The sequence below is a fragment of the Paenibacillus chitinolyticus genome (assembly GCF_045038035.1).
Taxonomy (GTDB): domain Bacteria; phylum Bacillota; class Bacilli; order Paenibacillales; family NBRC-103111; genus Paenibacillus_F; species Paenibacillus_F chitinolyticus_A.
Map to the genome: position 1 here is coordinate 1,733,831 of NZ_CP173427.1, position 25,174 is coordinate 1,759,004.

Below are 25,174 nucleotides of genomic sequence, written 5' to 3' on the forward strand. Positions count from 1 at the left end.
CAACATTCGTGAACATAAATGCGTCTGTATAGTTGCAAGAGAGGGGGATTCTTGTGGTAGCGCCCGAAATGGTAAAAGCGGCACAATCGGGTGACCGGGAAGCGCTAGTTACCTTATTAAGACAAATTGAAACCCATGTCTACCGCACGGCTTATTACCTGCTGGGTAATGAGCAGGATGCCCTCGATGCCTCGCAAGAAGCGCTTATTCGTATTTATACGAAAATCCAGTCTTATGAAGAGAAAGCTCTTTTTAAAACGTGGGTTCAGCGTATTGTGACCAATATCTGCATCGACAAATTCCGCAAGACGAAGCCGACCGTATCCATTGAAGAACACGAACTTACGTTCACCACCCCCAAGGACGTTGAGGACGAAGTGATGATCGGTTACTTGGCGCAGGATATTCAAGAGGCTATCGAGAAACTGCCCGAGCACCACCGATCGGTCGTTGTTTTGCGGTATTTGCAGGATTTCTCCTATCACGAGATTGCGGATTGCCTGGGGCTTCCGCTGAACACGGTTAAATCCTATCTTTTTCGGGCGAGACAGCAGCTTCAAGGGTTACTTCATGAATATCAGAAAGGAGGTGTTCGGGGATGAATTGCAAAGAGGTGAAAGAGCTGATGCAGAGAGATCTCGACGGAGATTTGAACGATCTGGAGCGGCAGCGTCTCAATCAGCATGTCCAGCAATGTTCGGAATGCGGGACCATGCTGCAGCGGCTGCGCATACTGTCCAAGGAATTGGAGAACCTTCCGAAAATCATGCCGCCATTCAGTATCGTCGATTCGATTCTTCCGCAGCTTGAGCGGCTGGATGAAGAAAAGTCCAACCAGCGCGAAGAAGCCGCAGGTCTGTCTCGCGCAGTCGGCCGTTCCCCGCGTTCCCCGGAACAGCTTCCTTGGACTCGCCGCATAGCCGCGCATGTCTCCTGGAAAACAGTCAGCGGCGTTGTGGCGGCCGGCTTTGTACTCGGATTTTTCGCGTTCAACATGGACCGTCCGGCTCAATCGGGTCCGGCGGGCATGTTTTCGGCCTTGACCGGAGCGAAGACGGAAAACGCGGATACGACGGCAAAATCGGTGCAGCCGACCACCGTTCCGGATGCGAGCGGATCGGGCAAGCAAAGCGACGTTACGCCGACGGCGCCGCCTGAATCCCATACGCCCGGAGATTCCAAAAGCGCCGGCAAGCCGCAGACGGATTCAAACGGCGAAGGGAATCAGACGGACCGCACCGCATCGACCGGAGATACAGACAAGGGAAGCGGTGCAGGGCAGCAGAAATCGGGTGCGGATTCTCCGAAAGAGGAAGGATCCCGCAAGGAACAACCGGGCACGACTTCTACTCCGCAGCCGGATAAACAGCCGGATGCTTCTGCGAACGAAGGCAAGGTTTTGGGCGGTACCGACAATCCGCCTGCGGACCGCGGAGTCTCTCCGGGCCCCGGCGATACGTCCGGCGGTACTTCGGGATCGGGAGACGGACAGACGGGCGGCAAGATCGCCACGACCGATCCGGACAAGAAAGACGCCCATACATTCACTGCGGCAGGAACCGGAGGAACGTCTCCCGACGGCAAGCTGAACGCGAAGATCGAAGAGCGCAGGCTTACGATTGTCAAAACGGACGGAACTTCCGTTTACGTATCCGCCAAGCAGTGGAAAGAAACCGATACGCTGCGTCTTGTCGGCTGGAACGGAAATGACGAGTTCGTCTACGAAGTAAGCAGCGGAAGCACGAAGCAGGAGTATGTCGTCTCCTTGAAAACAAAGCAGGAGCGTGCCAAATAAGGCATGCTTCTTTTTGTGTCTGACACGCACCTTTGGCGGGTTAGCGCGTATGCTGTATTAACAATCGGTCAAAGAGAAGTTATCGCAAAGCTGAGGAGAATGACGGGAGAAAACGCGGGTTTACTGTCACTCGGTCAAGAGTTTCTAGAGCTCTTCTCCGGTGTTTAAATAGATGCTGCTCGTACGGGTAACATGCGGTGGCAGCGTATTCTCTTTCTGCTCGGGCAAAGGGATTACGGCAAGACGGTGGGATTCCGTTTTGACGTAATCCCTTTGTCATTGGTAAGATGAGAGCAGGGATTTATGCAGAGGGGAACGAACGAATGGATTACAAACAAGCGATGAAAAGCATAGATGAACAAAAATTCGCTCCGGTGTACGTCACCTACGGAAGCGAGTCGTATCTGATCGAGCAGTTTATCCGGAAACTTACCGACAAAATGATCGAACCGGAACATCTCGATTTTGCGGTAAGCAAATACGATTTGAACGAGGTTCCGGTGCAGAACGTGATTGCCGACGCCGAGACGCTGCCTTTTATGGTGCCCCGCAAATTGATTATAGCCGGGAATGCCCAGTTTCTCACAGGCAGCAGGGACAGCGGCAAGGTCGACCACCAACTGGATCGTTTAACGGAGTATTTAGGGGCTCCCGTCGATTTCACCGTCCTTGTCTTTACGGTTTCCGTGGACAAGCTCGACGAGAGGAAAAAGCTGGTGAAGCAGCTCAAAGACAAAAAAGCGCTCGTGCCCTGCCTTCCGCTGACGGCCGAAGAGCTGCAAGCCTGGGTACGCCGGCAGGCGAAGCGGGAATCCTTCGAGCTTGCGGACGGAGTCGTCGACCAGCTCGTGCTGTACACGGGCGGACATCTTCAGTCGCTGGCGGCGGAGATCGAGAAGATTTCTCTCAACGTAGGGCGGGGTGGGACAGCGACCCCCGAACTGATCGATTCTCTCGTCGTTCGCAGCACGGAGCAGAATGTGTTCATTCTGATCGAGCAGGTGGTCCAGCTGCGCCTGGACCGGGCGTTTGCGCTTCTGGAGGAGCTCCTCAAGCAGAAAGAGGAGCCGATCAAGATCGTGATGCTGATGGCCCGCCAATTCCGGATCATGCTCCAGGTGAAAGAGCTCTCCAAGCAGAGCTATTCGCACCAGCAAATCGCAGGGCAGCTTGGCCTGCACCCGTACGCCGTGAAGGTAGCGGAGGGACAAGCCCGGGCATACGATATCGAAAAGTTGAGCCGGATCGTGTCGCAGCTGGCCGATCTCGATTTTAAAATGAAGAGCGGCGGAATCGACAAAGTACTCGGCCTTGAGCTCTTTCTTCTCGGCCTGGCCGCTTAAGCCGATCTTTTTGCACGACCGAATCGTCAATGGGGCGCCGAATACTTGCGTACAGCAGACCCGCAAAATATATGCGCGTTCCCTTGCGGACGGCGAGGCTCACCATATGTACAAAAAAAGACCGGAGCCAGGGGCTCCGGTCTTTTTTATCACCTATGTGTAGGTCCTGCTTATTAGCCTTGTGCGGAAAGAGCGTTAAGCTTCTTCGCTAAACGGGACTTCTTGCGGCTAGCTGCATTTTTATGGATTAATCCTTTAGAAGCTGCTTTGTCCAATTTTTTGGTAGCGTTGATCAGAGCTTCTTTAGCGGAATCTACGTTATTGCTGGCAACCGTTGTTTCGAAAGCTTTAACAGCTGTACGAAGAGCGGACTTCTCGGAAGCGTTGCGCAGGCGACGTTTTTCACTTACTTTCACTCTTTTGATCGCGGATTTGATGTTTGGCATTGACATTCACCTCCTACTTCAGGTACACAATCGAACGTTTTCCATGATTGTTGACAACTCTAGGTATTTTAACACGCGGACTTTTAAAAATCAATAGCTGACGGGGAGCTTTCCGCACCCGCTCTTTGAAAACATTCATCAGTATAAATTAGGGTCCGTGTCCGCAAACTAGGGTCATACAGAATGGACAGGAGGAGATCTTAATGGCGGATCTTAGCGCGTATACGGTCCGGACCGATCTTGCGCTCGAGGCGAGAGAACTGGCGTCCGAAGCGAGGAAAAGCCCCGAAATACCGGGAGTGGTCTCGGATATATGGGAAGACGGCGGCATGCGCATTACCCAGATTCAAGTTTTAAACGATGAAGGGGCACAGGCCATCGGCAAGATGCCGGGTCAGTATATGACGATCGAAGTGCCTGAATTGAGAAAAAAAGATACGCAGCTCCAAGACCGTGTAGCTACAAAGTTCGCCCAGGTGTTCGAGCAGTACTTGCAAAAAGCGGGAATCGGCAAAGATTCCAAGGTGCTCATCGTCGGGCTCGGCAACTGGAACGTGACTCCCGATGCGCTCGGTCCGCTCGTGGTTGAAAACATCCTCGTCACTCGGCACTATTTCGAGTTGATGCCGGGCCAGGTGAGCCCCGGCTACCGTCCCGTCAGCGCGGTTGCTCCGGGCGTGCTGGGCACGACAGGCATTGAGAGCAGCGAAATCGTCGAAGGGATTGTCGAGAAGTCGAGACCAGATCTCGTCATCGCCGTGGACGCGCTTGCTTCGCGCGCGCTGGAGAGGGTGAATACGACGATCCAGATCGCAGACACCGGGATCAATCCCGGTTCCGGTATCGGCAACAAACGCCGCGGCCTGACCCTGGAGACACTTGGCGTGCCGGTCATCGCAATCGGCGTGCCGACGGTCGTGTACGCATCCACGATCGTGAATTCGTGCATCGACATGATGCAGCACCATTTCCGCACCCAGACGTCCAACACGCATGAAATTCTCGGCATGCTGGACGATCTGCCGGAACAAGAGCGGCTGTCGCTTGTCCGCGAGGTGCTGAATCCGCTCGGGCACGATCTTCTCGTCACCCCGAAGGAAATTGACGAATTTATCGAAGATATCGCGAATATCATCGCTTCCGGGCTGAATGCGGCACTGCACGAGGCGGTAGATTCGGCTAACGTGGCCGCCTATACGCATTGATAGATCGGAGAACAGCGTGGTGGCTGGGGCCGGTTCCGGGAGGAGCCGGCTTTTTTGCGTGTGCGGCGGCGGATTTTTTTTCGGAGAGAGAGTTCTAGTGAAAGAGCGAAGTTCATAGATTGGGAGTAAATAGATTCTCCGCCGCGAGGCGCGAGACGCCTAAATCCGGACATGTCTAAGCCCATTCGCTAGGAGGAATCCCCATGAAAAGGAATGCCGTCACCTTCAATCTCAGCAAAATCCGCCAAACGTTCCAGAGCGCCGGAGTCATCGGAAAGACCACGATATCGCTCAGCTTGTTTACCCTCTGCCTGTTTATCCTGCTCGGAGTCGGGAGCGCGCTGCAATCGAGGCTGTCCACCTCTCCCGTTTCCTCCATGAAGGGGTTGGCGGCTTCGGTCTCCAATCAATTTTTTCTAGACATGCTCGGATTGGAAGTCCCTCATTTGAGGAACGACACCCGTAAATTCACTTTTTCCCAGCAAAATATGATGAGCTTTGCCGTCCGGTTCCTGACCGATGTAAATCCCGGCGATCCGAAAAGTCTGATTGCCCAGGAGGTCCCCGGCCTGAAAGCGGACAAGAGCACCGTGCTGCGCTCGGGCAAAGACGGCGACGCAAGCGGTCCGGTCGAATACACACCCGCGGAAGGAGCAGTGAACGGGACAACCGGCGGCACCTCCCCGGAAGCATCCTCCGCTCCGTCTCCCGCGCCAAGCCAGGCCCCGGCGGACCAGAAGCCCAAAGGACCCGGCCGGAATATCGCCTTCATTTATCAGTCTCACAGCAACGAATCGTTCCTGCCCGAGCTCAAAGGCGTTACCGATCCGGACAAAGCTTACGACGCCAAAACGAATGTGACGATGATCGGCAAGAAGCTGGCGGAAGCGCTGGAGAAAGAAGGGGTAGGGGCCGTTCATTCCGATGCCATTTACCCGAATACGATTAAAGATTTCAAATATGCCTACTCTTATAAATATTCTCTCCAGACGCTGGAAGCCGCCGCGAACGCACATCCGGACCTGAAGTTTTTCTTTGATATCCACCGCGATTCCCAGGAACGCAAACGCACGACGGTTACGCTGAACGGCAAAGACTACGCCCAGGTGTATTTTATTCTGGGAGGAGACAATCCCAAGTGGAAAGAAAACGAAGCTTTCGCGGGGAAAATCCACGACGCGCTGGAAGCGAAGGCGCCCGGCGTTTCCAAGGGCATTCACGCAAAGACAGGCCACGAGGTAAACGGCGTTTACAATCAGAACTTCTCGCCGAACAGCGTGCTGATTGAAGTGGGCGGTCCTTACAACTCTCTGGAGGAGTGCTACCGGACGGTGGAGCTTCTGGCAAAAGCGGTGTCGGAAGTGATTCTCGATGCGGAAAAAGTAACGGCTCCCGCGCAAGGCAAAAAGTCGTAAGCCGCGTGCCGGTTAAGGCTGGAAGCGGAACGGACAAGGGATGTCCAATCACGCAAAATTCAAATCAAGAACCGGAGGGATCATTATGCCGCGCTGGTACTGGAAGCTTTTCGTATACGGAATTGTTCTTTGCTTCTGCACCATGTTCGGGGTGGACCTGGCCTCGCGCGGCATGAACCGCATTGAGGGCCCGGGAGGCGGCTCCGGGGGAGCGGCGCAAACAAGCGGAAGCAGTCCCGCCGCGCCCGGCTCCCTGCCGGAAGAGACGTCCATCCGGAGCGGCGGGCAGCAGCCTGCCGTTCCAAGCCATGCGCCGGGACCGGGGGCTGCCGCGCCAAGCCCGGCGGCAGGCTCGGATGCGGCGGCCGGTAACGCCGGTTCCGCCCGGACGGCGGAAAGCGCGAACCGGCCCGCGGAGACGCCGGCTCCGCCGAAACCGACGCCCCGCCCGCTCGGGACGGGAGATCCGCTTGAAGCCGGATCGATGAACCACCTGGGCAACAAGCTGGGAGATTTGCTGCAAATGACCGCTCAAAGCGGAATGGACGGCGTGGTTTCGATGTTCGAATGGGTCGTCAAATAAGGTAAAACGCCCCATAACGGTTTAGCATTGCCGCGGCCCCGCCGGACTGATATAATAAAAGGTACTGTATGTAACTGTGTGGGGGTTAGGCATGACTGACATTCGGCAAAGACAAAAGCAAATTCGAAACTTTTCGATTATCGCACATATTGATCACGGTAAATCCACGCTCGCGGACCGCATCCTTGAATTCACAGGGGCTCTTTCGTCCCGTGAAATGCAGGAACAAGTTCTCGACCAGATGGACCTTGAACGGGAACGCGGTATCACCATCAAGCTTCAGGCGGTACGCCTGAACTATAAGGCCGATGACGGTCAGGAATATATCCTGAACCTGATCGACACTCCGGGGCACGTCGACTTTACGTATGAAGTTTCGCGGAGTATGGCGGCCTGCGAAGGCGCCCTGCTCGTCGTGGACGCGGCCCAGGGGATTGAAGCCCAGACGCTGGCCAACGTATATCTGGCCCTGGACAACAATCTGGAGATTCTCCCGGTCATTAACAAGATCGACCTGCCGAGTGCCGATCCGGAGCGCGTCAAGCAGGAAGTCGAAGACGTGATCGGACTGGATGCGAGCGAAGCGGTTCTGGCTTCCGCCAAAGCCGGTATCGGCATCAAGGAAATTCTGGAGCAGGTGTGCCAGAAGGTACCCGCCCCGCAGGGCGATCCGGACGAGCCGCTGAAAGCGCTCATCTTCGATTCGCACTATGATCCGTACAAAGGCGTTATCGTGTACGTGCGTGTCGTGGACGGCGCTATCAAGGCCGGCACGAAAATCAAGTTCATGGCGACGGGCAAAGTGTTCGACGTGATCGAAGTCGGCGCCTTCAAGCCGCGCATGTCCATCGTGGACGAGCTGAACGTAGGCGATGTCGGCTTTATCGTGGCCGGGATCAAGAACGTCGGCGATACGCGCGTCGGGGATACGGTCACGAACGCCGTCAAACCGGCGACGGAACCGCTGCCCGGCTACCGCAAAATCAATCCGATGGTATTCTGCGGGCTGTACCCGATCGAAACATCGGATTATAACGATCTGCGCGAAGCGCTCGAGAAGCTGGAGCTTAACGACGCGTCGCTCACTTACGAGCCGGAGACGTCCTCCGCGCTCGGCTTCGGTTTCCGCTGCGGATTCCTGGGCCTTCTCCATATGGAGATCATCCAGGAACGCATCGAGCGCGAATTCAACATTCCGCTTATTACGACGGCGCCAAGCGTTATTTACCGCATCACGATGACGAACGGCGAGATCATGGAGATCGACAACCCGTCGAATTATCCGGATCCCCAGCGGATCGACTTCGTTGAGGAGCCTTACGTGAAGGCGTCGGTCATCGTGCCGAACGACTTTGTCGGCGCGATCATGGAACTGTGCCAGGGCAAACGCGGCGAGTTCATCAACATGGAGTACCTGGACACGAACCGGGTAACGCTGTCTTACGACATTCCGCTTGCGGAAATCGTGTATGACTTCTTCGATCTTCTGAAATCCCGGACGAAGGGTTACGCCTCGTTCGATTATGAAATTTCCGGGTACAAGAAATCCAACCTGGTCAAAATGGACATTATGCTGAACGGCGAGCAGGTGGATGCCTTGTCTTTCATCGTTCACCGGGACGGCGCCTACAACCGGGGCCGCATTATTTGCGAAAAGCTCAAGGAGCTTATCCCGCGGCAAATGTTCGAAGTGCCGATCCAGGCCGCAATCGGACAGAAAATCATTTCGCGCGAAACCGTCAAGGCGATGCGGAAGAACGTTCTGGCCAAATGTTACGGCGGCGACATCTCGCGGAAACGGAAACTGCTGGAGAAGCAGAAGGAAGGCAAGAAGCGGATGAAGCAGGTCGGCAGCGTGGAAGTGCCGCAGGAAGCGTTCATGGCGGTACTTCGTATCGACGACAACTAATATGAGTGTATGACCGAGAAATAGGAGCCGTGTGCTCCTATTTTTATTGCCTTCGATCTTTTCCGCTTTTCATAGTACAATGAAGGAACGGCCGTGAGGCCCGACCCTTTCTGGAAAGGAACTATCTGCAATGAACACACGTTATACCGCCCCCGAGGCGGTTTATATCCATATCCCTTTTTGCACGAACAAATGCTTTTACTGCGATTTCAATTCTTATGTCCTTAAAGGCCAGCCCGTCATGGACTATCTGGACGCTCTTGAGCGTGAGATGGAGCGTACGGTGCAGGCGCAGCCGCCCGGAAAGATCGCGACGATCTTCGTGGGAGGAGGCACGCCGACGGTTCTGCTGCCGGATCAGATGGCGCATTTTCTGAAGCTGGTGAGAACGTATTTCCCGGATCAGCATGAGAATCTGGAATTTTCGATGGAGGCGAACCCCGGGACGACGGACCTTGAAAAGCTGACAGCCATGAAAGAAGGCGGCGTCAACCGCATTTCGTTCGGCGTCCAGTCGTTCGACAACGGCCTGCTGGAGACGATCGGCCGCATTCACAACACGGACGACGTTTACCGGAGCCTGGAAAATGCGGCGAAGGCGGGCTTCGACAACATGTCGATCGACTTGATGTTCGGGCTGCCTAACCAGACGCCGGAAATGATGGAGAAGACGCTGGACGCGGCACTGGCCCTTGATCTCAAGCATTATTCGATCTACGGCCTGAAGGTGGAAGAGAACACCTTGTTCCACACGATGTACCACAAAAACCAGCTCCCGCTCCCGAGCGAGGACGACGAGCTGGACATGTACCTGCTCATTATGCGCCGGTTGAAAGAAGCGGGCTACGGGCAGTATGAAATCAGCAATTTCGCGCGTCCCGGTTACGAAAGCCGGCACAACACGACGTACTGGCGCAATCAGCCTTATTACGGCCTGGGCGCGGGGGCACACGGCTACGCCGAAGGACACCGTCATGTGAATGTCAAAGGCGTCCAGCCTTATATTGACCGGACGAAAGAAGGCCTCCCGCATCTGGAAAGATTCCGTGTGACGGAGCAGGAGGCGATGGAGGACTTCATGATGGTCGGCCTTCGTCTCTTGGAAGGAATCAGCGGAGACGATTTTACCGCTCAATTCGGTGTTCCGGTGGAGGAGAAATTCGGCGGGATTCTGGACAGTCTGATTAAACGCGGACTTCTGGAGCGTGCCGGAAACAAGATCCGTTTGTCGGAACAAGGTATTTTGTTCGGCAACGACGTGTTTGCTTCGTTCCTCGAATAGCGGCAGGCAGGGGCGCGTGGCCCAGGTTGGAGAACGTCCGTCATTTACGCTTTAAAATCCATTCAAAATTTTACAAAAATCCACTTGTGCGATTATGCATGCTGATGTATATTTATTCAATATACTATTACCGCATAACGATCGTGCAAGTGGTTTTTTTGATTTGTTCCTATTTTTTCATACATTTTCAGCAGGCGAATGGTGGGATGCGAGATGACAGTGGCTTGCCGCAGAGCAACGGAAGACGATATAGAGGAACTCGTACATATTATACAAGGTTATGCACGTCAGGGGATTATGCTTCCCCGAGACCGCGAGATGGTCCGGCAGCATTTGGATACTTTCGTAGTCGCGGAAGACGAGGGCGCGCTGATCGGCTGCGGGTCGCTGACGAGGCTCGGCGAGAATCTGGTGGAGATTCGCTCGCTGGGCGTTTCCGAGGATTACAAGGGACAGGGCGTCGGTACCAAACTGGTGGATTCCCTGCTGGAAGAGGCGCAGCGCCTGACCGTTACGAAGGTAATGGCCCTCACTTACGAAGTGAAATTTTTTCAGAAAAACGGCTTCAGAATCGTACCGAAACATATCTTTCCGGAAAAAGTGTGGACCGATTGCATCCACTGCAAAAAACAGTACTGCTGCGACGAGATTGCGGTACTCCGGGAGTTGGATTGAACTTGACAACAGGCCGAAAGGTCTGTTATTTTTGTATTAGGAATTAGCACTCGTTAAGGTTGAGTGCTAACGAAGCAGATGGTGCCCGAGCGGCGCATTCATGCGGCGGTTACCTGAATGTAAAGGAGGAGTTACTATGTTGACGGAGCGTCAGCGGATGATTTTGAATGCCATTGTAGATGATTATATTCGTTCCGCAGAGCCGATCGGTTCCAGAAGCATTTCCAAACGGGGCGATGTCGGTTTCAGTCCGGCCACGATTCGCAACGAAATGTCGGATCTCGAAGAATTGGGCTTTCTGGAGCAGCCGCATACGTCAGCAGGCCGTATTCCTTCTCATAAAGGGTACCGTTATTATGTAGATCATCTGGTGCGGCACGGCACTCTGGACGCTCACGAGCTGGAGACAGTCAAACTGTTCTTCGCGGAGAAGGTCCAGGAGATGGAAGAGGTCATCCAGCATACGGCGAATATGCTGTCGGGATTGACCAATTACACATCAATCGTGCTGGGCCCCGAGGTTTTTACGAATACGCTGAAACATCTGCAGATTATTCCGCTTAACGACAAGACCGCCGTTGCGATTATCGTGACGAACACGGGGCATGTTGAGAATAAAACCGTTGCGATCCCCCCGGGATTGCCGATGAACGAAATCGAGAAGGTCGTCAATTTGTTGAACGCGCGCCTTCAAGGAGTGCCGCTGCTGCAGTTTAAGTCGAAGCTCTATACGGAAGTGGCCGGCGAGCTGAATAAATACGCCGTGGGCTACCACGAGCTTCTGAACATGGTCGAAAGCGTGCTTGAGAATGACGAGAAAGACCGCATTTTCCTGGGCGGCACGACCAATATGCTGACACAGCCGGAATTTAAAGATGTGGATAAAGTTAAAAATATTTTGGATCTGCTGGAGCAAACTCCGGTTTTATTCAAATTGGTGACTTCATCGCCCACAGGACTCCAAATCAAGATCGGTTCGGAGAACAGTCTGGCCGCCATGAACGATTGCAGCCTGATTACGGCGACCTATTCGTATGACGATCAGCCGCTTGGAACGATCGGGATACTCGGACCTACGCGGATGGAATATGCCAAAGTGATCCGGCTTCTCGAGCACTTGTCCGCCAATATGGAAGTTCTTCTGTCCAGGTGGTACAAATAACGAGATAGGCTTACAATGAGATTTTGCACGAAGTTTAAGCGGGATTAGCTGGGGCAAACTTAAACGTGGCCGACTGACGCCGGCCCGTCCACTCTTTCAAGGAGGTGAACACGACAAGTGAGTACCGAAGAAACAAAGAACATCAACCCGGATACGAACGCCGCGGAAGCAGAAGAAGCTACATATGACGCGGAACAAGCAGAAACTGCCGAAGCAGCGGCTCCCGATGCGGAAGGCGCGGCCTCCGGCCCGAACGCGGAGCTGGATGAGCTTCGTAAAGCGGCCGAGGAGAGCCAGCAGCGTTTGCTGCGCGCTCAGGCCGATTTCGACAATTTCCGCCGCCGCACACGCCAGGAGAAAGAAGAGTTTGCGAAATACGCTTCTCTTAAGCTGATCGAACAAATGCTGCCGGTCATCGACAATTTCGACCGTGCGCTGGTTTCCAGCCGCGAGACGCAGGATTTCGAAGCTCTCACCAAAGGGATCGAGATGGTGTACAGACAGCTCGGGCAGCTGATGACCCAGGAGGGTCTGACGCCGATCGAAGCGGTAGGCCAGCCCTTTAACCCGGAATTTCACCAGGCGATCATGCAGGTGGAATCGGATGATTATGAAGAAGGCATCGTTGTGGAAGAAGTCCAGAAGGGCTATATGCTGAAGGATAAAGTGATCCGTCCTTCGATGGTTAAAGTCAGCATGTAAGCCGGAAGGGCTTTAGGCCCGGCGAATTCATATATACGCACCCCTAATAAGGAGGAAATAGATTATTATGAGCAAAGTAATCGGTATTGACTTAGGAACCACCAACTCCTGCGTAGCCGTAATGGAAGGCGGCGAAGCCGTCGTTATCCCTAACGCCGAAGGAAACCGCACCACTCCGTCCGTAGTGGGCTTTAAGAAAGACGGAGAGCGTGTTGTGGGCGAGACGGCAAAACGCCAGTCCATCACGAATCCGGACCGTACGATTATCTCCATCAAGCGTCACATCGGTACGAACCATAAGGAATCCATTGACGGCAAGGACTACACGCCTCAAGAAATTTCCGCGATCATTCTGCAAAAGCTGAAAGCCGACGCGGAAGCTTACCTGGGATCTCCGGTAACGCAAGCGGTTATCACGGTTCCTGCTTACTTCAACGACAGCCAGCGTCAAGCGACCAAAGACGCCGGTAAAATCGCCGGTCTCGAAGTGCTCCGTATCGTCAACGAGCCTACGGCGGCCGCACTCGCTTACGGTCTGGAGAAATCCGAAGATCAGACGATCCTCGTATACGACCTTGGCGGCGGTACGTTTGACGTATCTATCCTTGAACTCGGCGACGGCTTCTTCGAAGTTAAAGCGACAAGCGGCGACAACAAGCTGGGCGGCGACGACTTCGACCAAGTGATCATCGATTACCTGACGGCTGAATTCAAGAAAGAGCACGGCATCGACCTGAGCAAGGACAAAGCGGCTGTACAGCGTTTGAAAGATGCGGCCGAGAAAGCCAAGAAAGAACTTTCCAGCGTCCTGACAACAACCGTTTCCCTGCCTTTCATTACCGTTGTCGACGGAGTGCCTCAGCACTTGGAGCTTAACCTGACCCGCGCCAAGTTCGAAGAGCTTTCCGCTTCTCTGGTTGAAAGAACACTGGGCCCGACTCGTCAGGCTCTGAGCGATGCAGGCTTGTCCCCAAGCCAAATCGACAAAGTCGTACTGGTCGGCGGATCGACTCGTATTCCGGCTGTTGTCGAAGAAATCAAAAAGCTCATCGGTAAAGATCCTCACAAAGGCGTTAACCCGGATGAAGTTGTGGCTCTGGGCGCCGCTGTCCAAGCGGGCGTTCTGACCGGCGACGTTAAAGACGTGGTTCTCCTGGACGTGACTCCGCTGTCCCTGGGTATCGAAACGGCCGGCGGTGTATTCACCAAAATGATCGACCGCAACACAACGATTCCTACCAGCAAATCGCAAGTGTACACCACTTACGCGGACAACCAGACGAGCGTGGAAATCCACGTTCTGCAAGGCGAACGCGCGATGGCTAACGATAACAAAACACTCGGACGCTTCATGCTGGGAGACATTCCTCCGGCGCCGCGCGGTATTCCGCAAGTCGAAGTTACCTTCGATATCGACGCGAACGGCATCGTGAACGTATCGGCTCTCGATAAGGGCACAGGCAAAAGCCAGAAGATCACGATCACTTCTTCCAGCGGCCTGAGCGATGAAGAAATTGATAAAATGATGAAGGATGCGGAGGCGCACGCCGAAGAAGACCGCAACCGCAAAGAACTCGTTGAAGTCCGCAACCAGGCTGACCAGCTTGTTTACAGCACGGACAAAACGATCAAGGAACTGGGCGACAAAGTAGACCAGGGCGAGATCGACAAAGCGAACGCGGCGAAAGAAAAAGTGAAGCAGGCGCTCGAAGGCAACGACCTGGCTGCAATCAAAGCGGCTACGGAAGAGCTGACCGAAGTGGTTCAGCAGCTTTCCGTGAAGCTGTATGAGCAGGCTGCCCAGCAGCAAGGAGCGGGCGACGCGGCAGGCGAAGCGTCCGAAGCCGGCAAGAAAGACAACGTAGTCGATGCGGATTACGAAGTCGTTGACGAGGACAAAGACAAGAAATAAGGGAATTTCACACCGGGAACTGTCTGACACAAAGAGAAGTCAAAGCCGTCCGAAAACGGCTTTGACTTTCCCTATGTTTCGACAAGACCATCCGGTTGAGGTTGCCGTTAAAGCAGCGGGGGTGGAGCGATGAGTAAACGGGACTATTACGAAGTGCTGGGCGTCGGCAAGGACGCGTCCGCGGAGGATGTCAAAAAAGCGTACCGGAAGCTGGCGCGCCAGTATCATCCGGACGTAAATAAGGCAGACGATGCCGAAACGAAGTTCAAAGAGGCCAAAGAAGCGTACGACGTATTGAGCGACGATCAGAAGCGCTCGACGTATGACCGTTTCGGGCATGTCGATCCGAATCAGGGAATGGGCGGCGGAGGTATGGGCGGCGCCGATTTCGGAGGATTCGGAGACATCTTCGACATGTTCTTCGGAGGCGGAGGCGGCGGCCGGCGCAATCCGAACGCGCCTCAGCGCGGAAGCGATCTGCAGTATAACCTGCAAATCGAATTCAAGGAAGCGGTATTCGGCAAGGAGCTTGACCTGCAGATTCCGCGCACGGAAAACTGCGACAAGTGCTCGGGTTCGGGCGCCAAACCGGGCACTCACCCGGAGACTTGTACCACCTGTCAAGGTTCGGGCCAGCAGGAAGTGGTTCAGAATACGCCGTTCGGCCGTATCGTGAACCGCCGTCCTTGCTCGACTTGTAACGGCCAAGGCAAAATTATCCGTCACAAGTGCGGAGAATGCGGCGGCTCCGGCAAGGTCAAGAAACAGCGCAAGATACACATCAAAATCCCGGCCGGCGTAGACGACGGCGCTCAGCTGCGCGTTAGCGGAGAGGGCGAAAGCGGTACGCGCGGAGGCCCGGCGGGCGACCTGTACGTCGTCATCCACGTGAAGGCGCACGAATATTTCGAGCGCAGGGACGACGATATTTATCTGGATATGCCGCTGACCTTCGTTCAGGCGGCGCTCGGCGCGGAAGTGGAAGTGCCGACCCTGACGGAGAAAGTGAAGCTCAAGATTCCGGCGGGCACGGACACGGGAACGTATTTCCGTCTGCGCGGCAAAGGCGTACCGAAGCTTCGCGGCTACGGACAGGGCGACCAGCACGTGCGCGTCGTGATCGTGACGCCGAAAAACATGACCGAAGAGCAGAAGGATCTGCTCCGCGAGTTCGCGAAAGTAAGCGGTGAAGATACGAAAGAGCATGAGGAGTCCTTCTTCGACCGGATGCGTAAAGCGTTCCGCGGAGATTGATTCCCGGATAGATAACCGCATGGCGCATGCCTGCGAAGCAAGCACCTTTCCCTGGGGGAGAGGTGCTTTTTTCGTGTGCGAATGGTTAAAATTTCGGACTGGAACATCATGCAATTTCCTGTATAATAATTCGTTGTGCCCTTACAGAGGCGCTCCGGCACAGGAGCGCGGACGGCAATTTTCAACGCAAAAGGAGAATCTTACTTGAAACCCAACATGGAATTGCAGCGGACGCTGAAGCTTTGGCATATCGTGGTCATCGGCCTCGGATATATGGCTCCTATGGCGGTGTTCGATACGTACGGGATCGTGTCGGAGGAAACGGGAGGGCACGTCCCGGCCGCTTATGCGCTGACTTTGCTGGCGATCCTTTTCACGGCGTCCAGCTACGGCAAAATGGTGAGGGTTTACCCCACGGCGGGCTCCGCTTACGCATACGCGCGGAATACGATTCATCCGTATGCGGGCTTCCTGGTCGGCTGGGCGGCGCTGCTGGATTACTTATTCCTGCCCATGATCAACGCCCTGCTGACGGGCATTTATTTGTCCGCGGTTTTCCCGGAAATTCCGGCCTGGATCTGGATCGTCGGTTTCGTCCTCTTCATTACGGCGCTGAACCTGCTGAAGGTGAAAATAACGGCTTCGGTCAACACGTTCCTCGTGCTTTTCCAGATCGTCGTCGTGGTCCTGTTCGCCGCACTCGCCGTAAAAGGCCTCATGAACGGGCAAGGAGTCGGAGAGGTATTCACCGCCCAGCCTTTCTACGCCCCGGATATGTCCATCCCGGCCCTGCTCGTTGGCGCCTCGATCCTCTGCTTCGCTTTCCTCGGATTCGATGCGGTATCGACGCTGACCGAAGAAACGGTGGACCCGGAAAAGAACACGCCGCGGGCTATCATTCTCGTCGCGATGATCGGCGGAGTCCTGTTTATGACGGCTTCCTACTTCACCCAGTCGCTGTTCCCGGACGTATCCGTATTCGAAGACCCGGAGGGGGCTTCGCCGGAAATCGCCCTGTTTATCGGGGGCAAGGTGTTTCAGCTCGTGTTCCTGGCCGCGGCGCTTTCGTCCACACTGGCCTCGGGCCTCGTTTCCCTGACTAGCGTTACCCGGCTTTTGTACGCCATGGGGCGCGACAGCTATCTGCCGAGGAAATTTTTCGGATATGTGCATCCCAGAACGGGGACGCCGGTCTATAACGTCCTGTTTATCGGCTGTATATCGCTGATCGCGTTAAAGCTCGATCTCGTGACGGCGACCTCGTTTATTAACTTCGGGGCGCTTATTGCGTTCACGTTCGTGAACCTTTCGGTCATTATCCATTATATGTTCAAAAAGAAGCAGAGAAGCTTCGGCGATTATATGCGGTATTTGGTCGCCCCTCTAATCGGAGCGGGATTTGTGGCGTACATCTGGACGCATCTGGACCGCCATTCGATGACGCTGGGATTGATCTGGACGGCAGTTGGGGTCGTTTATCTGATTTATCTGGTCGCGGTCGCGAAGAGAGATGTGAAAAAAATCCAAATGGACGATTCCGGCAGTTAATTACGAAGTCGGCGGACAAATTCCAAGAGATCGAGTACGTCTGCAGCGGCGGGTTATGGCCGCAAGTTTTGTCCGCTGTCTTTGCGCCGCTAAAAGCGTTCGCTTAAATCCGCGGACTGGCCGAGCACGCTGCCTGCTGCATAAAAAAAGCCTCTGTAAAGCATGCTAATTTTTAGCTTGCATAAGGAGGCACAAAACGATGAGCGAAAACCGGAACGAACATGAAGAAATCTCCGAGCAGATTTCGCAGCTGATTCCGATCGGCAAAAACGAGGATGTGGAGTTCAGCTCGGAAGAAGCCGACTCGGAAGATCTGGAAGCCCTGCAGCGCGCAAATGCCGCGGACAGCCGCCAGGAGCGGCAGGGTTCATGAGCGAGAAGAGCATACTCGCGACTTTCCGCTCCCCCGAGGAAGCCGAGGGAGCGGCCGCCAAGCTGAAAGCGCTGCGGGTGATCGACATGCAGATCGCGCGGTTCGACCGCTTTCAGGGAGAAGACGTTCAGCGGCAGATGAATCCGCTGACCGGGGATTTCGCGAGCCTCGGCAACTTGACGCAGAGTGCCGAGTGGTATTCGCGCGACGCCGGCATTCTCGCGGCGGCGGACCCTACCGCCAGCGGAATGAGCGACGGCGGGTCGGGGATGCCGACCGGCCGCGATATTCTGCTGACGGTCGTAGTGGACGAGAGCACGCATCATCAGGCGATGCGTGTGATCCGCGAATGCGGGGGCGAGATCTGACGTCCCGCCTGCAACCGGGCCGGACGCTCTATGCCGGGTGCTGCTGGCCCATGCCGCCGTTTGGAAGCCCGGCACCGGCTTAGGCACGTGCATGAACATCCGGGCGTGCCGTCGATGAAAGCGCACTGCCGAACAGGCCGCCGGCGGCCGTCAAGCTGCGAAACACCGCACGCCGTGAGCTGCGCGCGGTCCGCAGCCTGAAGGCGGCCAAAGCCCGCAACGGCCATGGCAAAGCCCTCACCCCTCCGGGTTTACAGCGGAGGGGCGAGGGCTTTCTTGCATGCTCCGCATGAGCCGGAATCGCGCTCGGCCGGTGCGGACGGTTTTACCGGACATGTAAAGTATAGTACAATAACAAGATATGTGAGCGGATAAGCAAGGCTAAATCCGCAAGGGGGAACAAGTCGCGATGCGTTGGCATGAAATTACGGTAAACACGACGGAACAAGCCGTCGAAATGATCTCCAATTTTCTTCACGAATTTGGAGCCGGAGGGGTTTCCATCGAAGAATCCGGCACTTTGAATAAGAAGCGGGATACTTCGCTCGGACAGTGGTACGAGCTGCCTTTTAACGATATTCCGGAAGGCCGTGCCGTTATCAAAGGGTACTTCGTGGAAGGAACCGAGCTGGATTCCATTATGAGCACGCTCAAGCAGTCGGTCGAGGGGCTGGCCGAATTCGGCATCGATACGGGAAATCCGTCTTACGAGCTGCGCGAGGTGGACGACGAAGACTGGGCGAACGCCTGGAAGCAGTACTTTAAACCTGTCCGCATTACGGAACGTTTAACGATTAAACCGACATGGGAAGAATATACGGCAGCGGAAGGCGAAATGATTCTGGAGCTCGATCCGGGAATGGCTTTCGGAACGGGAACCCATGCCACCACGTCGCTGTGCCTCAAGACCCTGGAAGAGGTCATTAAGGGCGGCGAAGATGTGATCGACGTGGGCACGGGTTCCGGCATCCTGTCGATCGCTGCGGCCAAGCTCGGAGCCCGGCGCGTCCTTGCCGTCGACCTTGACCCGGTTGCGGTTTCGAGCGCAAGCGAGAACTCCAAGCTCAACGGCCTGGAGGATACGATTCACGTGAAGCTGAGCGATCTCCTGGGCGTTTTCAAAGAAAGCGAAGCGGGCGGGGGCGCGGATCTCGGCGTGAAACTCCCCGTTCAGGTGGTCGTCGCGAACATTTTGGCGGAAATTATTCTGCTCTTCCTTGACGATGTGTACAAAGTGCTGGCGCCAGGCGGCTACTATGTCGTGTCCGGCGTTATTCTAAGCAAGCAGAAAGATGTGGAAAACGGCCTCCTCGCAGCCGGCTTCGAAGTCGAGGACGTGCGCCGCGACGGAGAGTGGGTCGTGCTGATCGCGCGGAAAAGGTAGGCGGGCCGCATGGGGGATTTCAGCGCCATTTTACAGCTGCTGCCGTTCACGCTGCTCGTGCTCATCATCGCCTTTACGGTGCATGAGTTCGCGCACGCCTACTCGGCTTACAAATTCGGGGACCCTACCGCTTACAAGGAGGGCCGGGTGACGCTCAATCCCCGCGTCCATCTCGATGTGCTGGGGACGCTGCTGTTCATCATCGCCGGGTTCGGCTGGGCGAAGCCCGTTCCCGTCCGGCGCTCCAATTTCAAGAGGCCCCGCCTCATGGGCGTCGTCGTCAGCTTCGCGGGGCCCTTCAGCAATCTGGTTCTCGGTTTCCTCGGCATTATCGTGTTTTATGTGCTGCTTAACTACACGGGAATCGTCGGTTGGTCCGCGGGCGTGCAGAAGGCCGTGCTTATTTTTATGATCCTGTTCGTGAAAATGAACGTGCTGCTGTTCATCTTGAACCTGCTTCCGGTTCCTCCGCTCGACGGATACCGGATTCTGGAGGATGTGCTCCCGGCCGCCGGGCGCGAAAAGCTCAGGCAATACGAGCAGTGGGGAATGCTTGTCCTGCTGCTGGTTGCGTTTATTCCGCCTTTGTACCGGGTAACGCTGGGGCCGATTTTTTCGCTTCAGTATGATATCATTTATGCGTTTAACGATCTGATCGGCTCGCTGTTCGGCGAACGGCTGCCTATCGACCAGTTTTTCAGACTGATCGGATAAAAGGAACTCCGGGCTATCCCGCCGGACCGAATACGCCGGCGTACCTAAGGCCGATAGAGCTTAGCGGGCCTTTGACGGCTCGATGAAAATTTGTGCCAGCGGTAGCTTTTGAGACGAGAACATTGTAAGATGAAATGTACGCGATTTTTAGCATTTTCGACAAAGAAAGAGTGGCCGCAATGCAAAGATATTTCATTCCAGCCGGAGATTTCGGCGCGGATTCCGTCGCGATTACAGGCGACGATGCTCATCATCTCGCGCGCGTCATGCGTGCCGAAGAGGGCGACCGCTGCATCTGCAGCGACGGCGTCAGCCGTGAAGCGATCGTTGAAATAACGGCGGTCGACAAAAACCGCGTCGAAGCGAAGATCGTCGAGACGCTGGAAATGAGCGCGGAGCCTGCCGTCGAGGTATGGATCGCGCAAAGTCTGCCGAAGGGCGACAAGATGGAGACGGTCATCCAGAAGGGGACCGAAATCGGCGCCGCGCGTTTTCTGCCGTTCGTGTCCGAACGGACCGTCGTCCAGTACGACGCGAAGAAAGAAGCCAAGCGCACCGAGCGCTGGAATAAAATAGCCAAGGAAGCGGCGGAGCAGGCGCACCGGAACCGGATTCCGGTCATCGAGCCCGTGCTTTCGTGGAAAGCTCTTATGAAGCTGGTTTCCGAAGCCGCCGACGGAGCCTGGATTTGTTACGAGAAAGAAGACGGATTCGGCATCGGAACGGCGATCCGCCGTTATTTCGGATCCCGGGACAGCCGGACGGACGAAACCGGAGCTTCGCGGAAAACGGCGGAGGGAGCCGGTGCGGACAGCGCAGCGGACGGCAAGCCGGCCAGGCTGCTGCTGCTCGTAGGCCCCGAAGGGGGATTCACCGAGCAGGAGATCCGCGAGGCCGAGGCCGCGGGCTGCGTGTCCGTGTCGCTCGGACGGAGAATTTTACGCACGGAGACGGCCGCTATGGTCGGGCTTGCGTGCATCCTATACGAATCCGGAGAGATGGGAGGATAACATCATGTCAACTGTGGCATTTCACACCTTGGGGTGCAAAGTTAATTTTTACGACACCGAAGCGATCTGGCAGAAGTTCAAAGGCGAAGGATACGAACAGGTAGATTTTGAACAGACGGCGGACGTTTATGTGATCAATACGTGTACCGTTACGAATACCGGCGACAAGAAAAGCCGCCAGATGATCCGCCGGGCCGTCCGGCGCAATCCGGAGGCCATCGTGGCCGTTACGGGCTGTTACGCGCAGACTTCGCCGGCCGAAATCATGGCGATTCCGGGCGTCGATCTCGTCATCGGGACGCAGGACCGCGACAAAATCATTTCCCTGGTGAAGCAGTTCCAGCAGGAGCGCCAGCCGATCAACGCCGTACGCAACATCATGAAAACGCGCCAGTTCGAGGAACTGGACGTGCCTGATTTTGCCGACCGCACCCGGGCGTTTCTGAAAATCCAGGAAGGCTGCAACAATTTCTGCACCTTCTGCATCATTCCGTGGTCGCGCGGCCTGATGCGAAGCCGGGAACCGGAAAGCGTAGTCAAGCAGGCGCACATGCTCGTTGACGCGGGCTACAAAGAAATCGTGCTGACGGGCATTCACACCGGCGGCTACGGCGAAGATATGGAAAATTACAGCCTGGCCCGCCTGCTGTGGGACCTGGACAAGGTAGACGGCTTGAACCGCATCCGGATCTCCTCGATCGAAGCGAGCCAGATTACGGACGAAGTATTGGAAGTGCTGGGCGCCTCCGATAAAATGTGCCGTCATCTGCACATTCCGCTCCAGGCCGGCAACGACCAGGTTCTGGCACGGATGCGCCGCAAATATACGACCGCCGAATACGGCCGCAAAATCGAGCTGATCCATAAAGCGCTCCCGGGCGCGGCCATCACGACGGACATCATCGTCGGCTTCCCGGGCGAAACGGACGAAATGTTCCGCGAAGGCTACGCCTTTATGGAACAGATGAAGTTCGCGGAAATGCACGTGTTCCCGTATTCCAAACGGACCGGAACGCCTGCGGCGCGGATGCTGGACCAAATCGACGAAGAGATCAAGAACGCACGCGTTCACGAACTGATCGACTTGTCGGAGAAAATGCAGCTGGACTACGCCAAGCAGTATGTGGGCAAGCAGCTGGAAGTCATTCCGGAGCGCGCCTACAAAGGGGCCGCCGAAGACAGCGGCCTGCTGATGGGTTACAGCGACAACTATATGCAGATGGTATTCGAAGCGCCGGAAGAGATGATCGGCCGAGTATGCACGGTGGAAGTGCAGGAAGCCGGCGTGAACGAATCCAAAGGCAAACTGATCCGTGTGACGGAAGAGCAGCCAACATCCGCGAACCGGATCAAAGCGATTGTCTGAGAAACGTTTTAAAGGGTTGACAGACCCTGGGCGCGGTGTTAAGATGGTTTACAATTCCATCGATTTCCATCTACCGGACAGCCGGAGACATAAGCGAGAGCTTATTGTTTCCGGCTTTTTTGCGTAGCCGAGAGGAGTGAAACGGGCGGCCCTCGCGAAGAGGGGCATTTTTGCAGGGAAGGGGGCGTGAATGAGGGAGGTTGTCTTTCCATTTGCCTTTAATCCGACTAAGTGCATATGAAAAGTTTGCTATTCGCGGGATGAATTATGAACATCGAAGGAGCGTGGAACATGGGAAACGCGGTTCGGGAAGTGGAATTCGGCTGGTTTATTCCGACCACGGGAGACGGCAAATATATCGGAGTCGAGCCGGAAAGAGAATCATCCGCCGACTATATGATTCAAGTGGCGCAAGCGGCGGAGGAAGCGGGCTTTACATTCGCCCTCATCCCCACGGGCGGATCTTGCCTGGATGCCTGGATTGTCGGCTCCATCGTCGCCTCGCATACGAAGACGCTCAAGCCTCTGGTGGCGATGAGACCGGGGCTGATCGCGCCGGTTCTTGCCGCCAGAATGGCCGCCACGCTCGACGTCCTGTCCGGCGGCCGGGCGCTGATCAACGTCGTAACGGGCGGATCACCGTCCGACTTGTCGGCTACGGGAGATCCCCTCGCAGACGATCATGACGAGCGGTATGTGCGCACCCGGGAATTTCTGCATATCGTCCGCAGCGTGTGGACGCGCTCAAACGACGGCGGGGAGAAATTTCTCGCCGGCGGCGGGTACAAGTACGGCGATTCGGAGAAGGTCGAGTTCAGCGGCAAGTATTACCGGCTCGAAGGAGGGGCGGCACTGCCTCTGCCCGTGCAAAAGCCTTATCCGCCTCTTTATTTCGGAGGCAGCTCCGAAGCCGGGAAGCGGACGGCCGTCGAAACCTCGGACGTCTACCTGATGTGGGCGGAGCCTCTTGCCTGGATACGGGAGCAGATCCGGGAAGTGGAGGAGATCCGGGCCGAAGTGAAGGCGTCCACGGGGAAAGAGCGCGAGCTCCGCTACGGGCTGCGGGCGCAGGTGGTTGTCCGCGAAACGGAGGAAGAAGCCTGGAAAGACGCGTGGGAGATTATTTCCAAAGTGGAGGACAGCGCGATCGAATGGTCCAGCCACCGCTTTAAGGAAACGGATGCGACGAATCAGCAGCGCCAGAACTCGCTGCGGGAAGGTTCCCGGGCGAACGGGTATCTGATCGGCCCGAATTTGTGGGCGGGCATTTCCATTGTGCGCGGCGGCGGCGCCATGACGTTCGTCGGCAGCGCCGAGCAGGTGGCGGACCGTCTGCTGGAATTTACGGATATCGGCATTTCTTCGTTTATTCTTTCGGGATATCCGAATCTGGAAGAAGCCCGGATTACGGGAGATTTGCTGCTGCCGGTTTTCAAAAGAAAGCTGGCGGAGCGGGAAGCGGCGGCGGAGATTACTTTTTCCGGGCAAAAGGAGAAGATTGAGGCGTAGGCTCGCTCAGGGTGGACGTACAGGAGACTCGAACCGGAACGAAAGGAGAGAAAGAATGAAAGCTTCACGCATAACGGCTCCGGCGGCGGATGAGAGAAGGTGTGGGTGCAGGCGGGCCGTACCTTTTGCGCTCCTGATGATTCTGCTGCTTTCGGGCTGCGTCGGCAGCGGGGAGCAAGCTTTAACGGAAGGGGCGGCCCCGGCCGGAAAAAGCGGGAAAGACAAAGTGACGGTGAGCATCGGAATCCAGCAGAGCCTGGGACCGCTGCTGATCGCCCGGGAGAAGAAATGGTTCGAGGAAGCATTCGCGGAAGCGGGGGCGGAGGTCAAGTGGCAGGAGTTTCAGAGCGGCCCTCCCCATTTCGAGTCCATTACGGCCGGGCGGCTCGACTTCGGGATCGTCGGTAACGGGCCTGTCATCGCCGCCCAGGCAGGCAAGGTGGAGTTTAAAGAAATCGCCGTAAGCGGCGACGGCAAGAAAGGGAACGCGATTCTCGTCCCGAAAGGCAGTCCGCTCCAAACGGTGGGAGACCTGAAAGGCAAAAAAATCGCCGTGGCCAAAGGCAGCAGCGGCTGGATTTTCCTGTACAGGGCAATCGTCCAAGCCGGTTTAAAGCCCGACGACATTAAAATCGTCCAGCTTCAGCCGGACGAGGCGCGGCCCGCATTCCAGAGCGGGGCGGTAGATGCCTGGGCGATCTGGGAGCCGTTTATAACGAGCGAAGTCGTAACGGGAGGCGCATCGGTGCTGGCGGACGGCAAGCAGCTTGATCTGCTCGGGCCGGGCTTTATCGTCGCGCGCAGCGAGTTTACCCGGGAACACCCGGATTTGACGGTGCTTTTCCTGAAAACGTACGAGGAAGCGAGGCTTTGGCTGACGGAACATCAGGAGGAGGCGGTCGGAATTTTGGCCAAGGCCAAAAAGCTGGACCCCGAGATCGTGCGGAAAGTGCTGGGCAATCTCGAAGCGCTGAACGCGGTCATTACGCCGGAATTTGTGGAGGCGCAGCAGTCGACGGCGGATTTTATGCTCTCGCAGGACGCGATCAAGCAGAAGATCGACGTGACCCGCGTGGTGGATAATTCTTTCATCGAGCAGGCGCTGAAGCAGGCTGCGGCAGGCAAATAAGGGGCAGGCGGAGCGCAAGCGCGCCAAAGCGGTTTGGCTGCACAAGTTTTTTGAGAACGGCTGCGCACTTTTTTTATCGGATAGGAAAAA

23 protein-coding genes are annotated in these 25,174 nt (G+C 55.8%); 22 read left to right on the forward strand and 1 reads right to left on the reverse strand.

Annotated features, from left to right (window positions below; genetic code table 11):
• Positions 1 to 68: 68 nt before the first annotated feature.
• The 3 genes from ACI48J_RS07935 (at position 69) to holA (ending at position 3,138) form a co-directional block, all read left to right on the forward strand.
• Entirely contained in the window at positions 69 to 602 is a 534-nt protein-coding gene (locus tag ACI48J_RS07935) for an RNA polymerase sigma factor (protein ID WP_254634720.1), read from the forward strand.
• Positions 599 to 1,795, forward strand: coding sequence for a zf-HC2 domain-containing protein (locus tag ACI48J_RS07940; RefSeq protein ID WP_405082389.1), 1,197 nt, complete (start codon positions 599 to 601; stop codon positions 1,793 to 1,795). Before ACI48J_RS07935 ends, ACI48J_RS07940 begins: the two co-directional genes overlap by 4 nt.
• Before the next feature lie 323 nt (positions 1,796 to 2,118).
• Positions 2,119 to 3,138 carry a DNA polymerase III subunit delta gene (holA, locus tag ACI48J_RS07945; RefSeq protein WP_405082390.1) on the forward strand — a complete coding sequence of 340 codons (1,020 nt, stop codon included), beginning with the start codon at positions 2,119 to 2,121 and terminating at the stop codon, positions 3,136 to 3,138.
• A gap of 173 nt (positions 3,139 to 3,311) precedes the next feature.
• On the opposite strand, the gene rpsT is transcribed toward holA, so the two are convergent.
• Positions 3,312 to 3,584: a 30S ribosomal protein S20 gene (gene rpsT / locus ACI48J_RS07950; protein WP_009675361.1), complete on the reverse strand. Its 273-nt coding sequence runs from the start codon at positions 3,582 to 3,584 to the stop codon at positions 3,312 to 3,314.
• Between the two features lie 203 nt (positions 3,585 to 3,787).
• Between rpsT and gpr the strand changes: the two genes are divergently transcribed.
• The 19 genes from gpr (at position 3,788) to ACI48J_RS08045 (ending at position 25,084) form a co-directional block, all read left to right on the forward strand.
• Positions 3,788 to 4,789 carry a GPR endopeptidase gene (gene gpr / locus ACI48J_RS07955; RefSeq protein WP_326056696.1) on the forward strand — a complete coding sequence of 334 codons (1,002 nt, stop codon included), beginning with the start codon at positions 3,788 to 3,790 and terminating at the stop codon, positions 4,787 to 4,789.
• A gap of 203 nt (positions 4,790 to 4,992) precedes the next feature.
• A complete protein-coding gene (gene spoIIP, locus ACI48J_RS07960) occupies positions 4,993 to 6,204 on the forward strand; it encodes a stage II sporulation protein P (RefSeq protein ID WP_405082391.1) in 1,212 nt (403 codons plus the stop codon).
• Between the two features lie 85 nt (positions 6,205 to 6,289).
• Positions 6,290 to 6,787, forward strand: coding sequence for a hypothetical protein (locus ACI48J_RS07965; RefSeq protein WP_405082392.1), 498 nt, complete (start codon positions 6,290 to 6,292; stop codon positions 6,785 to 6,787).
• 91 nt (positions 6,788 to 6,878) lie between these two features.
• Positions 6,879 to 8,696 (forward strand): translation elongation factor 4, encoded by a 1,818-nt coding sequence (gene lepA, locus ACI48J_RS07970; protein ID WP_326054545.1) that lies wholly within the window; start codon positions 6,879 to 6,881, stop codon positions 8,694 to 8,696.
• Between the two features lie 130 nt (positions 8,697 to 8,826).
• Positions 8,827 to 9,978 (forward strand): radical SAM family heme chaperone HemW, encoded by a 1,152-nt coding sequence (gene hemW / locus ACI48J_RS07975; RefSeq protein ID WP_405082393.1) that lies wholly within the window; start codon positions 8,827 to 8,829, stop codon positions 9,976 to 9,978.
• Between the two features lie 213 nt (positions 9,979 to 10,191).
• On the forward strand, positions 10,192 to 10,653 hold the full coding sequence (locus ACI48J_RS07980) for an N-acetyltransferase (protein ID WP_009675383.1): 462 nt from the start codon (positions 10,192 to 10,194) through the stop codon (positions 10,651 to 10,653).
• Between the two features lie 136 nt (positions 10,654 to 10,789).
• Complete coding sequence (gene hrcA, locus ACI48J_RS07985; RefSeq protein ID WP_009675428.1) at positions 10,790 to 11,815, forward strand: heat-inducible transcriptional repressor HrcA; 1,026 nt, start codon at positions 10,790 to 10,792, stop codon at positions 11,813 to 11,815.
• A gap of 117 nt (positions 11,816 to 11,932) precedes the next feature.
• The gene (gene grpE, locus ACI48J_RS07990; RefSeq protein ID WP_326054547.1) at positions 11,933 to 12,517 is read left to right on the forward strand and encodes a nucleotide exchange factor GrpE; all 585 of its coding nucleotides are present in this window, start codon (positions 11,933 to 11,935) and stop codon (positions 12,515 to 12,517) included.
• Positions 12,518 to 12,584: 67 nt separating this feature from the next.
• Positions 12,585 to 14,429, forward strand: a complete 1,845-nt coding sequence (gene dnaK / locus ACI48J_RS07995; RefSeq protein ID WP_405082394.1) for a molecular chaperone DnaK — start codon at positions 12,585 to 12,587, stop codon at positions 14,427 to 14,429.
• Positions 14,430 to 14,558: 129 nt separating this feature from the next.
• Positions 14,559 to 15,683: a molecular chaperone DnaJ gene (gene dnaJ, locus ACI48J_RS08000; RefSeq protein ID WP_326054550.1), complete on the forward strand. Its 1,125-nt coding sequence runs from the start codon at positions 14,559 to 14,561 to the stop codon at positions 15,681 to 15,683.
• Between the two features lie 204 nt (positions 15,684 to 15,887).
• Complete coding sequence (locus ACI48J_RS08005; RefSeq protein WP_405082395.1) at positions 15,888 to 17,231, forward strand: APC family permease; 1,344 nt, start codon at positions 15,888 to 15,890, stop codon at positions 17,229 to 17,231.
• A gap of 199 nt (positions 17,232 to 17,430) precedes the next feature.
• Positions 17,431 to 17,604, forward strand: coding sequence for a YfhD family protein (locus tag ACI48J_RS08010; protein ID WP_326054554.1), 174 nt, complete (start codon positions 17,431 to 17,433; stop codon positions 17,602 to 17,604).
• Complete coding sequence (locus tag ACI48J_RS08015; RefSeq protein WP_405082396.1) at positions 17,601 to 17,972, forward strand: hypothetical protein; 372 nt, start codon at positions 17,601 to 17,603, stop codon at positions 17,970 to 17,972. Before ACI48J_RS08010 ends, ACI48J_RS08015 begins: the two co-directional genes overlap by 4 nt.
• Positions 17,973 to 18,381: 409 nt before the next feature.
• Positions 18,382 to 19,356, forward strand: coding sequence for a 50S ribosomal protein L11 methyltransferase (prmA, locus tag ACI48J_RS08020; RefSeq protein WP_326054557.1), 975 nt, complete (start codon positions 18,382 to 18,384; stop codon positions 19,354 to 19,356).
• Positions 19,357 to 19,365: 9 nt separating this feature from the next.
• Positions 19,366 to 20,070, forward strand: a complete 705-nt coding sequence (locus tag ACI48J_RS08025) for a site-2 protease family protein (RefSeq protein ID WP_326054558.1) — start codon at positions 19,366 to 19,368, stop codon at positions 20,068 to 20,070.
• A gap of 179 nt (positions 20,071 to 20,249) precedes the next feature.
• A complete protein-coding gene (locus ACI48J_RS08030) occupies positions 20,250 to 21,080 on the forward strand; it encodes a 16S rRNA (uracil(1498)-N(3))-methyltransferase (RefSeq protein ID WP_405082397.1) in 831 nt (276 codons plus the stop codon).
• 4 nt (positions 21,081 to 21,084) lie between these two features.
• Positions 21,085 to 22,446, forward strand: a complete 1,362-nt coding sequence (mtaB, locus tag ACI48J_RS08035) for a tRNA (N(6)-L-threonylcarbamoyladenosine(37)-C(2))-methylthiotransferase MtaB (RefSeq protein ID WP_326054560.1) — start codon at positions 21,085 to 21,087, stop codon at positions 22,444 to 22,446.
• 291 nt (positions 22,447 to 22,737) lie between these two features.
• A complete protein-coding gene (locus ACI48J_RS08040; RefSeq protein ID WP_405082398.1) occupies positions 22,738 to 23,955 on the forward strand; it encodes an LLM class flavin-dependent oxidoreductase in 1,218 nt (405 codons plus the stop codon).
• A gap of 55 nt (positions 23,956 to 24,010) precedes the next feature.
• A complete protein-coding gene (locus tag ACI48J_RS08045) occupies positions 24,011 to 25,084 on the forward strand; it encodes an aliphatic sulfonate ABC transporter substrate-binding protein (RefSeq protein WP_405082399.1) in 1,074 nt (357 codons plus the stop codon).
• The last annotated feature ends 90 nt before the right edge of the window (positions 25,085 to 25,174 follow it).